14 protein-coding genes are annotated in these 16,050 nt (G+C 50.8%); 6 read left to right on the forward strand and 8 right to left on the reverse strand.

The window, feature by feature from the left end:
- The first annotated feature begins 195 nt into the window (after positions 1–195).
- Positions 196–2,262: a methionine--tRNA ligase gene (gene metG / locus M0L20_RS19705; RefSeq protein ID WP_248478680.1), complete on the forward strand. Its 2,067-nt coding sequence runs from the start codon at positions 196–198 to the stop codon at positions 2,260–2,262.
- 63 nt (positions 2,263–2,325) lie between these two features.
- On the opposite strand, the gene M0L20_RS19710 is transcribed toward metG, so the two are convergent.
- Positions 2,326–3,579 carry a DUF2264 domain-containing protein gene (locus M0L20_RS19710; RefSeq protein ID WP_248479158.1) on the reverse strand — a complete coding sequence of 418 codons (1,254 nt, stop codon included), beginning with the start codon at positions 3,577–3,579 and terminating at the stop codon, positions 2,326–2,328.
- 215 nt (positions 3,580–3,794) lie between these two features.
- On the opposite strand from M0L20_RS19710, the gene M0L20_RS19715 reads away from it, so the two are divergent.
- A complete protein-coding gene (locus tag M0L20_RS19715; RefSeq protein ID WP_232558311.1) occupies positions 3,795–5,570 on the forward strand; it encodes an ABC transporter ATP-binding protein in 1,776 nt (591 codons plus the stop codon).
- Between the two features lie 73 nt (positions 5,571–5,643).
- On the opposite strand, the gene M0L20_RS19720 is transcribed toward M0L20_RS19715, so the two are convergent.
- Together M0L20_RS19720 and M0L20_RS19725 are read right to left on the reverse strand one after the other, a co-directional pair.
- Complete coding sequence (locus M0L20_RS19720) at positions 5,644–5,964, reverse strand: hypothetical protein (RefSeq protein ID WP_248478682.1); 321 nt, start codon at positions 5,962–5,964, stop codon at positions 5,644–5,646.
- A gap of 53 nt (positions 5,965–6,017) precedes the next feature.
- The gene (locus M0L20_RS19725) at positions 6,018–7,307 is read right to left on the reverse strand and encodes a hemolysin family protein (protein WP_248478683.1); all 1,290 of its coding nucleotides are present in this window, start codon (positions 7,305–7,307) and stop codon (positions 6,018–6,020) included.
- Positions 7,308–7,412: 105 nt separating this feature from the next.
- Between M0L20_RS19725 and M0L20_RS19730 the strand changes: the two genes are divergently transcribed.
- Positions 7,413–8,114: an NUDIX hydrolase gene (locus M0L20_RS19730; protein ID WP_232558314.1), complete on the forward strand. Its 702-nt coding sequence runs from the start codon at positions 7,413–7,415 to the stop codon at positions 8,112–8,114.
- 6 nt (positions 8,115–8,120) lie between these two features.
- On the opposite strand, the gene coaD is transcribed toward M0L20_RS19730, so the two are convergent.
- The 4 genes from coaD to M0L20_RS19750 form a co-directional block, all read right to left on the reverse strand.
- The gene (gene coaD / locus M0L20_RS19735; protein ID WP_232558315.1) at positions 8,121–8,588 is read right to left on the reverse strand and encodes a pantetheine-phosphate adenylyltransferase; all 468 of its coding nucleotides are present in this window, start codon (positions 8,586–8,588) and stop codon (positions 8,121–8,123) included.
- Between the two features lie 64 nt (positions 8,589–8,652).
- Positions 8,653–9,543 carry a DUF3822 family protein gene (locus M0L20_RS19740; protein ID WP_248478684.1) on the reverse strand — a complete coding sequence of 297 codons (891 nt, stop codon included), beginning with the start codon at positions 9,541–9,543 and terminating at the stop codon, positions 8,653–8,655.
- A 103-nt stretch (positions 9,544–9,646) separates the two neighbouring features.
- Positions 9,647–10,186, reverse strand: coding sequence for an NUDIX domain-containing protein (locus tag M0L20_RS19745; protein ID WP_248478685.1), 540 nt, complete (start codon positions 10,184–10,186; stop codon positions 9,647–9,649).
- Between the two features lie 100 nt (positions 10,187–10,286).
- Positions 10,287–10,724, reverse strand: a complete 438-nt coding sequence (locus M0L20_RS19750) for a CBS domain-containing protein (protein ID WP_248478686.1) — start codon at positions 10,722–10,724, stop codon at positions 10,287–10,289.
- A 607-nt stretch (positions 10,725–11,331) separates the two neighbouring features.
- On the opposite strand from M0L20_RS19750, the gene M0L20_RS19755 reads away from it, so the two are divergent.
- On the forward strand, positions 11,332–12,822 hold the full coding sequence (locus tag M0L20_RS19755) for an ATP-dependent DNA helicase (RefSeq protein WP_248478687.1): 1,491 nt from the start codon (positions 11,332–11,334) through the stop codon (positions 12,820–12,822).
- Between the two features lie 94 nt (positions 12,823–12,916).
- Positions 12,917–13,552 carry a DUF4126 domain-containing protein gene (locus tag M0L20_RS19760; RefSeq protein ID WP_232558319.1) on the forward strand — a complete coding sequence of 212 codons (636 nt, stop codon included), beginning with the start codon at positions 12,917–12,919 and terminating at the stop codon, positions 13,550–13,552.
- A 95-nt stretch (positions 13,553–13,647) separates the two neighbouring features.
- On the opposite strand, the gene htpG is transcribed toward M0L20_RS19760, so the two are convergent.
- Entirely contained in the window at positions 13,648–15,477 is a 1,830-nt protein-coding gene (gene htpG, locus M0L20_RS19765; RefSeq protein WP_232558320.1) for a molecular chaperone HtpG, read from the reverse strand.
- A gap of 165 nt (positions 15,478–15,642) precedes the next feature.
- Here htpG and M0L20_RS19770 point away from each other — a divergent pair, with 165 nt between their 5' ends.
- Positions 15,643–16,011: a hypothetical protein gene (locus tag M0L20_RS19770; protein WP_248478688.1), complete on the forward strand. Its 369-nt coding sequence runs from the start codon at positions 15,643–15,645 to the stop codon at positions 16,009–16,011.
- Positions 16,012–16,050 lie beyond the last annotated feature (39 nt).

Below are 16,050 nucleotides of genomic sequence, written 5' to 3' on the forward strand. Positions count from 1 at the left end.
TTGAGGAAATTATTCAGGCGCGCCATGGTGTTTCCCCAAGTAATCCGGCTTGTACTCTTTGCGTAAACATAACAACGTTCGGGACTGAATTGCTAATTTTGCCCCGTAAAAGCCGTTTTCAGTTGATGGTTTACCGTTGCAACGACGCAGCAGCCCGAAAACTGTGAACGATCACTGAGAACTCAAAACCTGCTTATGGCTCTCGAAAATCCACAACGCTATACGGTCACGGCGGCTCTGATCTACGCCAACGGTCCGATCCACATCGGCCATATCGCGGGTTGCTACCTGCCCGCCGATATCTACGTGCGCTACCTCCGCTCAACGGGTAAAGATGTCGCGTTTATCAGCGGCACCGATGAACACGGTGTTCCCATCACCATCAAAGCAAAAAAAGAAGGGATTACGCCCAAAGAGGTTGTCGATAAGTATTACGTTCAGATCAAGCAGGCGTTCAGCGACTTCGGCATCTCGTTTGATATTTACTCACGAACGTCGAACCCCGTTCATCACCAGACTTCGCAGGATTTTTTCACAACGCTGTACGAAAAAGGTGATTTTGACGAAGAAGTAACCGAACAATATTACGACGAGGTCGCTGGTCAATTCCTGGCCGACCGGTACATCGTCGGAACGTGTCCGGTATGCGGCAATCCAAATGCGTACGGCGATCAGTGCGAACGCTGCGGAACGGCGCTCAGCCCCACCGAGCTGATCGAACCCCATTCGACGCTCTCCGGCTCCAAACCGGTGATGCGATCCACCAAAAACTGGTTTCTGCCCCTCGACCGGATGCAGCCCGCCATCGAAGACTACGTAAACAGCCATACCGAGTGGAAAACAAACGTATTCGGGCAGTGTCAGTCGTGGCTGAAGGAAGGGCTACGTCCCCGCGCCATGACCCGCGACCTCGACTGGGGCATCAAGGTGCCGCTCCCCGACGCCGACGGCAAAGTGCTTTACGTTTGGTTCGACGCGCCCATCGGCTACATCTCGATGACCAAAGAATGGGCCGAGCAGCAGGGCCGCGACTGGGAACTGTACTGGCGTGACAAAGACACCAAGCTCGTTCATTTCATTGGAAAAGACAACATCGTTTTCCACTGCATTATTTTTCCGGCGATGCTGATGGCCGAAGGAAGTTTTATTCTGGCCGATAACGTCCCCGCCAACGAGTTTATGAACCTCGAAGGCGATAAAATCAGTACATCGCGCAACTGGGCGGTCTGGCTGCACGAGTATCTGGAGGAGCTTCCCAACAAACAGGACGTGTTGCGGTACGTACTGGCCGCCAACGCGCCGGAAACCAAAGACAGTGAGTTTACCTGGAAAGATTTTCAGGCTCGGAACAACAACGAACTGGTGGCCGTCTTCGGCAACTTTATCAACCGGGCCATCGTGCTGACCCAAAAGTTCTGCGACGGTAAAGTACCACCGATCTGCGGCTTGACCGATTACGACCAGCAGGTACTGGACGAACTGGCGCAATTCCCTGACCGCATCGGACAGGCGATTGCTCAGTACAAATTCCGCGAAGCGTTGGGAAATGTGATGGACCTAGCCCGTCTGGGTAACAAATACCTGGCCGAAACGGAGCCGTGGAAAGTAGTCAAAACAGACGCGCTGCGGGCGAACACCATCCTGAACATTGCCCTACAGATTTCGGCCAACCTAAGCATTGTCTGTGAACCGTTTCTGCCGTTTACCGCCGAAAAGCTGCGCGGGCAACTGGCCATCACGGAGCATTTTAACTGGGTAAACGCGGGCCGCGCCGATCTGCTGACCGAAGGGCACGAACTGGCCAAAGGCCAATCGGGACCCGACAGTTTGTTGTTCGCTAAAATCGAGGACGAGGAGATCAATAAACAAATTCAAAAATTACTGAATGCCAAGCGCATGAATGAGTTAGAAACAAAGACAGTACCCGCTATCCGGACCGAGATTACTTACGACGACTTTGCCAAAATGGATATTCGCATTGGCACCATCACGGAGGCTGAACGGGTTCCCAAAAGTGACAAGCTGCTCAAATTAAAGGTTGATGACGGTTTGGGTGGCCGCCAGATTCTGAGCGGTATTGCCAAGCATTTTGCCCCCGAAGAAATCATCGGTAAGCAGGTAACGTTCCTGGCGAATCTGGCTCCCCGGAAGATGATGGGCTTCGAATCGCAGGGTATGATCCTGATGGCCGAAGACCGGGACGGAAAACTATCGTTGATCACTCCCAGCGATTCGGTTTGGAACGGCGGTACGGTATCGTAACCCAACGGACCGCAGGAAACGGTTAGCAGAAAGCCGGAGTTTTGTTGACTCCGGCTTTTGTTTTTATCCTTTGATGGCGTGGTCAACTTTTACATTCTGTCCCGACCAGATTTTTTTAGCCGTCCAGTCCTCAGTAGGATCGGTCCAGAACGAGTCCGTTGCGGGTAGGCCCAGCGGCAGGAAAGCTACCGAACACAAATACAAACTTCCCGTTGAGATGTACGTTTCGCCAATGGCAGGCTGGTGACCACACAGACCAATCTGAAGCCACCCTTTTGCGTCGTACGTACCGGGCGCATCCATCGTCCGGCGAATGACCGCCGTCAGCGCCGACCGTATCTGTCCCGGCGACAACTCTTCCGGACTGTTTTTCTGTAAAGCCGTTTGCGATAACAACTGAAACGCCCCGCAGCGGTAGGCCAGTGAACGACCGAAAGCCGCAAAAGAACCGTCCGGGCCAATCAGCCGCTCCTGAACGGCGGCATAGCGCTGGGCACGGGCCAACAGGGTCTCGTACAAACTTTTGTCGGCTTTTCCGGCTTCAACCAATGTTTTGACCACGTCCAGCAACATCGGCTGAATAACGTAGCTGTTGTAATAATCCCAGTGAAAGTCAGGGCCATCGCCGTAGGCACCGTCGCCTTTGTACCAGGCCAGATGCTGTTTGATGGCGTAATCCATGCGCAGTTCGTCGCCCGCACCGGTGTATTTAAGCAGGGCCGCTTCTACCATCGCGCTAAACAAGAGCCAATTGCTGTAGCCTGGTTTGATAACCCGGCTCGCCTGCAACGCCTTCACCAGATTCGCCTGTTCTTCGGCGCTTAAAGCGTTCCATAGCCGAGGAGCCCGCACCAGGCCATGCGCCAGAAAAGCCGTATCGACCAGCGGTTGCCCACCTACCGTAAAATTCATGTAGTCAGGCGATTGCGGATTAACGGCGTTGGCGATACTTTTCCAGGTAAGGTCAAAATAGCGCTGGCGGGTGCGTCCTTCCGGCGAGTCATCCGTTTCGAGTTGAAGCCAGGGAGCGAGTCCGGCCACCGTTCGTCCCAGCGCTTCCAGGTGGGATACGAGGATGCGGCTTTGTTGCTGGCCGTCTGCTGATTCAATGGGCATTTCTGCTTTTAGGCGATTTTGCGCTAATGCGGTCAAGACAGGATCGGCAATTTTCTGTAGCGTCCGTACCCAATACGCTCTGTCGTCGTCGCTATTTCCAGGTTGCCCAGCCCCTGTCTTCGGTATTTTGCCGGATTCCTTCGCTGCGGAGAAGCTGATCGGGAGTGCGGCAACCAGCCGGGTAAACGTCCGCCGTTTCATTGTCATATAAAGTCCTGTTAGTGTATCTGCGTGGTGAATTTATAGCCTAACGGTTCGTCTGTTCCGGCTGTTTTCAATCGAATTTCATTCTGTAAAGCAATCGCGCTTTGATTTTACTGGTTTTATCGCCTGGCCCAGCGTTCAAATGTAGCATAGGCTGAAACGTTCGTTCTGGAAACGCTGTTACTTTTCTGAATTCGCCATTTATACTTCCTGTGAACCAAGAACAAAAAAGCGCCGAGTCGCCAGCCGGCAGAATCTTTGACCTAGCCATTTTACGGCGACTTTATTCGTTTGTGTCGCCCTATCAATCGCGCTTTTACCTGCTGATTGGGGTGATCCTGCTATCGGCCTGTCTGGCACCGCTGGCACCGCTGTTAATCCGCTATACGATTGATAACGTGATCGCGATGGGCGATTACCAACGGCTGACGCTGATGCTGGCAATCATGATCGGTGTACTGGTCGTACAGGCCGTTGTCCAATTTTCCAATACGTACCTGTCGGGCTGGCTGGGTCAGTACGTTATCCGTGATATTCGGGTGCAGTTATACCGCAAGATTCTTCAGTTACGGTTGAAGTTTTTTGATAACACCCCGATTGGCCGACTCGTAACCCGCTCCATCTCCGATGTCGAAACGCTGGCGGATGTATTCAGCGAAGGCATGGCTGCCATCGCGGGCGATATTCTGCAACTGGTTCTGATCATTGGGGTCATGTTCTATACCGACTGGCGACTGGCCGCGATTAGCCTGTCTACCATCCCCCTGATGCTGATCAGCACGTACATCTTTAAAGAAAAGATCAAGAAGTCGTTTAACGATGTGCGGACCGCCGTTGCCAATCTGAACTCGTTTGTGCAGGAACACATTACCGGCATGAACATCGTCCAGATTTTTGGCAGTGAGAAAATCGAAGCCGAAAAATTCCGCGTCATCAACGACGAGCACCGGGCCGCTAACATTCGCTCGATTCTGTATTATTCGATCTACTACCCGGTGGCCGATATTATTTCAGCCGTAGCGGTAGGACTGGTCGTTTGGTACGGAGCCAAGCAAATCATTCATTCCGACATCACATTCGGGACCGTTACCGCTTTTGTGATGTTTATCAACTTATTTTTCCGACCGATTCGGATGCTGGCCGACCGTTTCAATACCTTGCAAATGGGCATAGTCAGTACGGATCGAATTATCAAACTGCTGGACAGCGACGAGTTTACGGTCAACGATGGTAATTACGCGCCCGATACCATTCAGGGGAAAGTTCAGTTCGACAACGTTTGGTTTGCTTACAACAACGAAGATTGGGTGCTTCGCGACATTTCTTTTTGCGTGAACGCGGGCGAAACAGTGGCTTTCGTGGGTGCAACCGGGGCCGGAAAATCCTCAATCATCAATTTATTGAGCCGCTTTTACGACATCAACAGAGGGGACATTAAAGTGGATGACGTAGACGTTCACGATTACGAACTCGGTCACCTACGTCGCAACATCGGCGTCGTTTTGCAGGATGTCTTCCTATTCTCCGACACCATTGAAAACAACATCACGTTAGGCGACAAACGCATCAGCCGCGAGAAAATGGAAGAAGCGGCCAAACTGGTGGGCGTCCACGAGTTTATTCAGCGACTCCCCGGCGGCTATGACTACAATGTGATGGAGCGTGGTTCTACCCTATCGGTTGGTCAGCGGCAGTTGATTTCGTTTGTGCGCGCTATGGTTCAGGACCCACGAATCATCGTGCTTGACGAAGCTACGTCGTCGGTCGATACCGAAACGGAAGAAATGATTCAGAATGCAATCGGTAAACTGATGAAAGGCCGTACGGCTGTCGTCATTGCTCACCGGTTGTCAACGATTCAGAAAGCTGATAAAATCATTGTGATCGACAAAGGACGCATCGTTGAACAGGGCAACCACGAAGAATTGCTCCAACGCGAAGGCTTCTATGCGAACCTGTACCGGATGCAATACAAAGAAGTGGTCTAATCGGCAGTTAAGCCTACTTCTAACAAAACGCCCCGACTGAAGAGCCGGGGCGTTTTTATTGATCGTTACTAATCTAGCTTGATTGGCCTTTTAAAGCGTCTTCTTCCTCATCGAGGCTCGCACCCGTTATGCCTTCGGTTATGGTCTTATGACCAGACACATTCGGTGTATCGCCCGTCAGGCCAGGGCCGCTTCCGTCAATTGCGTAGGCTATAGAGTCGGCTAATTCATCGGGTGCAATTTTGCCGGTTTGCTCAACCGCCTTCGGGTATTGTTCGCCCGCCTGCTGGTCGATGATTTCTTCATCAGCGCGCGGATCGTTGTCCATCACTGAGGGAACCTTGCTGGAACTGCCGCCGTAAGAATCAATAGGATCTGGAATGTAGTATCGCATGGCTATTGACAAGTTTGGTTCACGTCTATAACCAGCAAACGGGTTCGGCTGTTTTAGTCCTCGGCCAATTTACGAACCAATATTTTATCAATTCGGCTCTTGTCCATATCGATGATTTCAAACCGGTAAGCCTGCCAGACAAAAGACTCGCCCGTCTGCGGGATGTCTTTCAGAATGTGCAGCGCGAAGCCACCAAGCGTATCGAATCCCGTAAGGTCCCGGCGCGCCTGAGCGGTTATGTTAATGTTGAAATAGGAAATAAAATCTTCGAAAGGTAGCTGAGCATCAATCAGGTAGGTTCCGTCTTCGCGCTCGCGGATTTCATAGTCAGGGTACGTATCGTCGTTGATGTCGCCGACCAATACGTCCAGAATATCGTTTAGGGTTACCACGCCCAGTACGCCACCATATTCATCGACAATGATCCCGACGTACTGTCTCCGCTCCCGGAAGCGCTCCAGCACCTGATACGCCCGATTATTTTCAGGAACAAATAAGGCTTCACGCTTCAATTCGTCCAATCGGGTCAGTTCAACCTCTAAATCTTTTCCGAGAAAATCCTTCGAATAAATCAAACCAACTACGTCGTCTACGCTGCCGTTGCAAAGCGGGTAAACGGAGTGTTTGTAGTCCAGAATTTTTGCTTTGTTCTCGGCAATGTCATCCTCCAGATCAAGGTAAACAATTTCTTGCCGGTTGGTCATCAGTGAAGTGATTCGGCGATCACCCAACTGAAAGACATTCTGAACGATTTCCTGCTCGATTTCTTCGATGGCCCCGCCGGTAGTCCCTTCCTGAATCAGGCTTTTGATTTCTTCCTCAGTTACAGCATTTTCGTTTGGCTTGATGTTTAGCACTTTGAGCAGGATATCGCTCGAAAAAGTCAATAACGCGATGAAGGGCGATGTTATGCGCGACAGCAGAATCATCGGCGCGGCCATTGTTTTGGCAATTCCTTCCGGATTCGATAAACCGATTCGCTTCGGTACTAACTCGCCAAATACCAACGACACATAGGTCAGCATCAGCAGCACCAGCACGACGGCAATCGAATTGGCGTAAGGCCGAACAACAGCGATCTGGCCGATAAATTCCTGAACATCGGTCGTCAGCTTGTCGCCCGAAAAAATACCAAGCAGGATGCCGATCAGGGTAATACCGATTTGAACGGTGGACAGAAATCGGTTCGGAGAGTTCGATAAATCGAGGGCTACCTGCGCCCGTCGATCTCCGTTTTTGGCGGCAATTTCCAGTTTCGATCGCCGGGAAGAGACAAGGGCAATTTCTGACATGGAAAAGACCCCATTCAGAAGCGTCAGCAATAAAATGATAAGAAGTTCCACAAAGGGGGAAGGTTGGCTCGTCGCAAAAATAGTTTATAATGGTATAACGGTGCAACAGACCGTTGGTTTTTGCTATTTTTACGCTTAGAACCGCAAATTGCCCCGATGATTGTTTTCATTAACGACCGCCCAATCCGGCTCGTTGGCCCGAAAGCCACTTCTCAACTGACCAATTCGTTGAAACGAGAAGCGTTCAGCGACTACGACAAAATCGTTGATGCCCGACTAGACATCCTGAAGGAAGACGCGCTACAAGGTCATCTTCTTGTCCTGAATACAACCCCCGCAACGATTGAAAAACTGGTACATCTGCTGCAAAAAGCCAAAGCAACCGGTTTATCGTCCATAACGCTGGGCTGCCTCGACAAAAGTGCCTGCGAAGATGCCATCAAAAAACCGTTCAAGATCATCAAAGCTGCGGGTGGTATTGTTTTTAAAGGCGATAAAATGCTTTTGATGTTCCGTCGGGGTGTTTGGGATTTGCCCAAGGGCAAGTTGGATGACGGTGAGTCATCACGGCAGGGAGCGGCCCGGGAAGTCGAAGAAGAGACTGGCGTGCGCGTAACCGTCGGTGACCGGGTCTGCACCACCTGGCACACCTACAACTTAAACGGTAACCGGATTCTCAAACGGACAAAATGGTACCGGATGAGTGTAGTAGACGACAGACGCATGACTCCCCAGGCCGATGAAGGCATCGAGAAGCTGGCCTGGTTCGATCAAAAACAAACGAAATTGGCGCTTACCAACTCGTTTAGCTCAATCCGGTACGTCATTGACTCGGTCAACGAGTTGATCAAACAATAAAGCCTCTTAAACGGTCTGGTTTACCAGCTTATACGGTAAAAATTCGTCGACCTGCTGCCCATAACGGTGCAGGTCACGAATGATACTGGAGCTGATCGGGGCCAGATTGGGGGAGGTAATTAGAAAAACCGTTTCGATTTCTTCGTAGATGTGGCGGTTCACCTGCGATATGCCGTTTTCGTACTCGAAGTCGGTCGTATTGCGCAGCCCCCGCAGCAGAAATTTAGCGCCTTCGTTACGGGCCACATTAGCCGTCAGGTCGTCGTAACTGATGACGCGCACGTTTGGGTACTCCTGGAAAGCCTCTTCGATCAGGTGAATCATCTGGTCGAGCGGAAAATACCGTTCCTTACGCGCATTGCGGCCAATCCCAATAATCACTTCGTCGAACAGCCGCAGTCCGCGTAATACAATATCTTGGTGACCTTTGGTAAACGGATCAAAGGAACCGGGAAACAGCGCAATTTTTTTCATACAATACGAAAGAGCAACACGTGAAATACGGACGTGAATCTAATTGTCTTGATTGGCCTTTTGCTCATTCCTCCAATAAAGTAAGTCCGTACAGGCTCAAATACCGGTGTTCGAGCAGTTCGTCGAATTCGTCGACCAGCGTCAGCCCCGGTGGCGTACGCCCAAACGTCAGCTTCGGTAAAAACCGGCTTAGTTCGGTGTAGGCTTCGGCAAAACGCGTTATCTCTCCGTAGAGAAACAGAGTAACCTCGTCGGGATTTAGCTTTTGTTCATCCAGTACGTACAACAGATAATACGCCAGATCCTGCACATTTTTGTAGCCAAACCGATTACAGTAGCGCAACTGGTGCTTATCCCGGTACAAAACGGAAACAAACTCGTCTTCGAAATAAAGCCAAACGTTATGGGGTGTCAGCAACTGACGATCCAGATCGGCTGTCGCCTGGATCAACGCTCCTGTCTGGTGAATAAACGTTAACGGCTGTAGTGGATAGGACCCGGAGAAAAAGTCTACCAACTGATGTTCCAGGTTGAAAACGGAAAGAAACCCTTCGGTGTCGTGCGTATAGGATTGCGCAAATTCGTGGGCGGGTAATGAACTACCCCGCATAAGCGCCAGATAACTGCTGGCGTACTCCTTCCGGAATAAGGGCTTGGGTACCAGCGTAAACGAAGGCGTGTTGATACCAATACGAACTTCCTGCCAGGGACCATCCGAAAGCACGGGATGGGTTCGGAACAGGTCAGGCAAAACGTCCGTCAGGGGTCGCTCCGTTAGTAACGAAGAAAACGTGTATTCCTCCAGGTAACAGCCCCGGCGACGCTCATCCCGCACCATAAATCGAAACCGGTCGCGCCCAACTTCCAGACACAGCACCGACTGAGCCGTCTTTAAGGAATCGAAGGAGCTTGAGCGAATGGTTACGGATGGTGTAAGGGTCACAGCGATTTGCACGAGTTCTGGGGCAAAGAGGATTAATTTGACGCAAGTAAGACGAAACTAGGGGCGTTTCTGTGCTTGCCGGGTCAAGTAACAACAAAATAAATAAAATCGTTTGCTAATGCAAGTACCCCCGTAGTTGAAACACGTCGTCCAGCGACTGGCAGAAGCGAAACAAAGCGTGCATTTCTTCGGCTGGGTGGCTCTTTATTTCGGCAAAGCTCATGAATCGAACCTCATCAATGATCTGATTGTTCAGATTCATTTCCGGATCAATCCCTTTCGTCAGCAACCCACCGGTAGCTTGTACAGCAAAAAATAGCTCAAGCGCGTGAAGCGGGGCGGCTATAAACTCATTGACGAACAACAGTTCACCAACGCTAATCGCCAACCCGGTTTCTTCCGCAAATTCCCGCTTCAAAGCCACGGGGGCCGACTCGCCAAACTGGGCTCCGCCACCGGGGGGGCTCCAGAATGAACCCGCCGGCCCCACTCCCCGGTGCCGCACGAGCAACAAGCGATCTTCCACTCGGTAAAGACCGCACACCCGTAGCCGTAAGCGATTGCCGTACAGGTTCAAGACGTCTTTCCTGGCGGCTTCCGAGCGATTATTCGAAAAGCCATTATCGGACAAATCCACCGAACGACTGGGTTGCATGATACGACAATAGGGATTCATGAACGCAAAGGTAAGAAATTATGCGTTTGACGGCTGCCCGGTCATGTCCCTCCGCTGGTCCTGCTGTACGCGCGTAGAATTAGTACAGACTTCCCGAAATGTAGCTTTCCAGTGAATCGATCCGCGTCTTCTGGTCGCGTATAATAGCCGTTACCACGTCATTGATCGAGATAATGCCGACCAGGGTATCCATATCCATAACGGGTAGATGACGAATGTGCCGATCAGACATAATAATCATGCATTCTTCCAGCGACTGTTCGGGTTCAATCGTAATCACGTGCGCCGTCATTACATCGGCCACGCGGGTGTCACTCGAATGGCGGTCTTTCAGGATGATCTTACGGGCATAATCGCGCTCGGAGAAGATACCTACTAGCTTTCCGTTATCGACAACCAACACAGCGCCAATGTTTTTATCGGCCATGAGCTTGAGCGCGTCCAATACGGTTTCATTTGACGAGACACTGTACAACGCGTTTACCGCTTTCCCCTGGAGAATTTGTCGTATTTTCATGTGTGTGAGGGAGTTAATGTGCGGTGAAGATAGCAAAAAACACAAAGCAAGCGTTCAATACTATAAATAAGAAACAATAAGTTGTAAATAAACAAGACGATTCGTGACTGACAACGAGTGGTCGGGAAACGTCTGCTTTCGCTTGGCTTATTAGCTGGCGCCTGGTTTGCTTTTTTTTCCGATGCTGACCTTATCGATTATCAAGTAAAGAATCTTCAGTGGAAATTAACTTTATGGTCATTCATATGTGCTTACTAGTAAGTATGTTTGTTCGCAATTCAGTGTGAGGTTAGGCTAGTTCATGGCAGGAAACTACCCGTTGCTATAAGCTACCGCCTAGAACGCTTCTACACGCAGCGGTGGCAAGTACGCCTGAACCTGCGAAGTTTCGGGCTACGAACGGTATCGTTCGTCAAGCGCACTAATTCAGATTTGTACTTATTTTCATGTATCTAAAATAGATCAAAACGCCCGGTACATCTTTGCGACCGGGCGTTTTTTATGGGCATAGCCTTCCTGCGCAGCGCTTTGCGATACGGCTCATAATCGGTTTCTTTTCCGGTAGAATTCGGTTTCAAAAGACGCGAATATTTCGTATCTTACAGGTATGAATGAAACCCAGACGGCTGCGCAATTGCTGGCCAAACGTTTTCCTTACAAACCGACTTCCGGACAACAGCAATTCTTTGAACAGATTGGTGCGTTCATCACGCGCGAAGAGTTTGAACATTACCGCGACTGTTTTTTACTGCGCGGTTACGCCGGAACGGGTAAAACCACCCTCGTCGGAACCCTCATTAAAGTATTACCACGTTTTGGTTATAAATCGGTGCTGCTGGCCCCTACGGGTCGGGCGGCTAAAGTAATGTTCAATTACGCCAAAAAACCAGCTCAGACAATCCACCGGAAGATTTATCGCCAGGTGGCCGATCCGGGATCAGCTACATTGGCGTTTCAGCGGCAGAAGAATTACCACGAAGACACGCTCTTTATCGTGGATGAAGCGTCGATGATCTCCGACGAAGCCGATTTTGGCGGCAAAGGTTTGCTTACCGATTTGATTGATTATGTGTTCGAAGGGCCGGGCAACAAGTTATTGCTCGTTGGCGATACCGCGCAGTTACCTCCCGTTGGCCGGGAACTGAGTCCGGCGCTTGACCGGGGGTTTCTTTCCAGCGCGTTCGACATGACCGTCTACGAACAGGAGCTGACCGAGGTGATGCGCCAGGACGAAGAATCGGGGATTCTTTACAACGCAACCAGCCTGCGTCTGCTGCTCGGGGATACGGAGCCAACCCCCAAAGCAATCGGGTTCGACGCGCTCCTGAGCGATAACGGCAGTTCAACCACAACCGAAGTCCCTCCTATTCAGCTTAATGTGCGGTCGTTCAGCGATGTATACAAGATGCCACTCACCAAGCTGGAAGACGGCATCCGGTACGCTTACGATAAATACGGTCGGGAGAATACGGTGATCCTCTGTCGTTCGAACAAAACAGCGGTTCAGTACAACCAGTTTGTTCGGCGGATGATCGACCAATGCGAAGAAGAACTCGACGCGGGCGATATGCTGATGATTGCCCGCAACAATTACACAACGCTGGACGAAGACTCCCCCGCTGGTTTTCTGGCAAACGGAGAATTTGCCGAGGTGCTTAAGATCAGAAACAAGGAAGAGATGCACGGCTTTCGGTTTGCCACGGTTACCCTACGCCTGGTGGACTACGAAGAACAACCGGACTTTGAAGCCAAAATCCTGCTCGACACGCTGCACACTCCCGTTCCGTCGCTGACATCGGAGCAGCACAAAGCGCTCTACGAAAGCGTGATGAAGGATTATTTTTACATCAAAAGCAAGAAAGAGCGGGCCGAAGCCGTCCGACGCGATCCTTACCTGAATGCCTTGCAGGTAAAGTTTGCCTATGCCCTTACCTGTCATAAAGCCCAGGGGGGCCAGTGGAGCGCGGTTTTTGTCGATCAGGGGTTCCTGCCCGATGGCCAGGTGAACAACGAATTTGTTCGCTGGCTTTACACCGCCCTTACCCGCGCCACCGACGAAGCGTTTTTTATGAATTTTAACGCGCAATTTTTTGGTTAAAACCGTGCGGGCCGAAATCAGGTTTATACTAGTCGGTATGACCGCTCGTTGACAAACAGCAGACAGACCATTCATCAATAACTGTTTACGAACTATGTCCATTCAATGGATTATGAGCGCCTGTATCGGCGTAGGTCTGGCTGCCTGCTGTGGTTTTCGCGTCTTTGTTCCCTTACTCATTGCCAGTGTAGCCACAAAGCTGGGGTTTATTGGCACGGTAGCGGGCTTTGAGTGGCTCAGTGACTGGCCTGCTTTATTTGGCTTATCACTGGCGACGATCTTCGAGATTGGAGCTTACTACATTCCCTGGCTCGACAACCTGCTGGATACACTCGCAACCCCCGCTTCCGTCATTGCGGGGACTGTACTAAGCACCTCCTTTTTACACATTGATAACTCACTGGTCCATTGGGGATTAGGGCTTATGCTGGGCGGTGGTTCGGCGGGTATCGTGCAGGCAGGAACCAGTCTGCTCCGACTGGGCTCGACTGCGACCACGGGTGGTGTCGCCAACCCGGTTGTCGCTACCGGCGAGAACGTTGCCTCATTTGGTCTTTCCTTGTTTACTATTTTCTTACCGCTTATTGGAGCGGTCATCATCGGAGCCGTCCTTATCTTTATCATTGGTCGGTTGCTCGCCAAACGAAAAGTGTGGTTTACGCGCGCTTCCCGTAAACCGGCGGGTGGTTCCATCACCCAGATACCGCGTAGCAGTAATGGCCGGGCCTAGTCAGGACGAACAAAAAATGGGCTACTCCAAGTTGGAATAGCCCATCTGCTTTTATACACAGAATAATTAATTGTTACTTTCTTTTCCGAAAACGCTTACAGCGTGGCGACGGTGCGACGAACAAAGGCCGTCAGGTCAGCGCCGGTCAGCATGTTCTGCGACAATAACGCCAAATCGTACACCTGCTTCACCAGCGACTTCTGCGCATCAGCATCCGTTTCGGCCAGCACTTTACCAATCAGCGGGTGGTTGGCATTGACCACCACGTTATACGTCACCGGCAGATTACCATAGAACGACTGCTCACCCGATAAGGCCGACATGTCTTTCATCCGACGCATAAATTCCGGCATTGTAATGGTAACGGGTAATTCGTCCGTTGGCTGCGCTTCAATGCTCACATTCAGCATTTTGTTGTTAAGCACCTGCTCAAACGTTTCCTTGAGCTTTGTTTTATCGTCTTCCGACAAAACACTCTCGTTGTTGATTCCTTTGTCGATCAGCTTATCCAGCGTATCGGCGTCAACACGCTGGAAGTTTATTTTTTCCAGCTTTTGTTCGAGCGCATTGATAAAGTGCGGATCAATCACCGTGTTCAGCAACAGAACATCGTATCCCCGGCGACGTGCCGACTCAATGTACGCATCCTGCTGCTTCGGATCCGTGGTGTAAAGAACGACCAGGGTATCGTTTTTATCGAGCTGATTTGCCTGAATTTTTTCCCGGTACTCGTCGAGGGTGGCGTATTGGCCTTCCGTATTTTTCAGCAACACGAAATTTTTGGCTTTCTCCCAAAACTTGTCATCGCTTAGAATACCATATTTGATGAACAGACCGATATCGTCAAACTTCTCCTCAAACGCTTTCCGGTCGGCGTTGAACAGATCGTTCAGCTTATCCGCTACCTTACGGGTGATATAGCCGTTGATTTTCTTGACGTTGGCATCGGCCTGTAAGAAGCTCCGCGATACGTTGAGCGGAATGTCCGGCGAGTCGATAACACCGTGCAGCATCATCAGAAAATCAGGCACTACGTCTTTTACCTCATCGGTAATAAACACCTGACGGCTGTACAGCTGAATTTTTTCGCGCTGGAACCGCAACTCGTTCTTAACCCGGGGGAAGTACAGGATACCGGTCAGGTTGAAGGGGTAATCGACGTTCAGGTGAATCCAGAAGAGCGGTTCTTCGCTCATCGGGTACAGCTCCCGGTAGAACGTTTTGTAATCTTCGTCGGTCAATTCAGACGGTGCCTTGGTCCAGATCGGCGTTGTGTTGTTCACCACCTGACCATCGAATTCCACCGTGACGGGCAGGAAGCGAGCGTATTTGTCGAGGATTCCCCGGATGCGGCCTTTGTTGAGAAATTCTTCCGAATCGGGGGCAATGTAAAGAATGATGTCCGTTCCCCGTTCCGCGCGCTCGGCAGCCGTCAGCTCAAACTCGGTCGATCCATCGCAGATCCAGCGGGCGGCCTCGGCGTTGTCCCGGTACGATTTGGTAATAATTTCTACTTTCTCGGCTACCATGAAGGCCGAGTAAAAACCTAAGCCAAAATGACCGATGATCTGCCCTTTGTCGTCCGTTTTGTCTTTATACTTCTCCAGAAAGTCAGACGCGCCCGAGAAAGCAATCTGGTTGATGTATTTCTTGATTTCATCGGCGGTCATCCCGATTCCATTGTCACTAATGGTAATCGTTTTGGCTTCTTCGTTGAGCGAAACCGTCACTTTCAGATCACCTAGCTCCCCGCCAAATTCACCAAACGAGGCCAGTTGACGCAACTTTTGGGTAGCATCTACGGCGTTTGACACTAATTCACGCAGAAAAATTTCGTGGTCGGAGTAAAGAAATTTCTTGATAATCGGGAAGATATTCTCGGTATGGATCGAAATCTGCCCTTTTTCGTTTTGAACGGCTTCCATAAGGTCTTAAAGGTCCTGAGTAAATAGAATGATTAACGTAACGGGGCGTGATCAAATCCTGTTCCAGCCTGCGCCTGGCTGACAGATTGACAGCCTCAAACAGATCGTTCAGCTGTTTGTTTTAACCGTTTAGAAGCCCGTACTACCTTACCCAAACGAACCGGTATGAAACCACTCTTATGCCTGCTGGTAGCCCTACTACTGAATTGCAAGACGCAATCAGCCAACAACCTGGGTCCCGAGCGCACCGAGCCAGCGTTTATTTACGCCAATAGTCTGGCCACCGACGGCTGTGAAGAGTTTGTCCGACTTGATCACGGCAACCCGTCAGCCGATGCGCGGTATAAACCGACGGCCAATTCACTGCCTATTTTGCAGAAAGCTATGGCCAGTACGCCGGCTGGCGTAAGCCCGTACGAACGTTCGGTAACCATTCGGTTTGCCGAAACAGGTAAGCAGGTACCGCTGCAATGTGGCTGGGGCAGCCGTCCCGAAGTAGGCGAGATTGAAATTATAGCAATCCGTGATCGATAGCACCCCAACTGAACGGCCAGGCAGAATCGATGGTTATTC

Source organism: Spirosoma liriopis, from assembly GCF_023196085.1.
Lineage (GTDB): Bacteria > Bacteroidota > Bacteroidia > Cytophagales > Spirosomataceae > Spirosoma > Spirosoma oryzicola.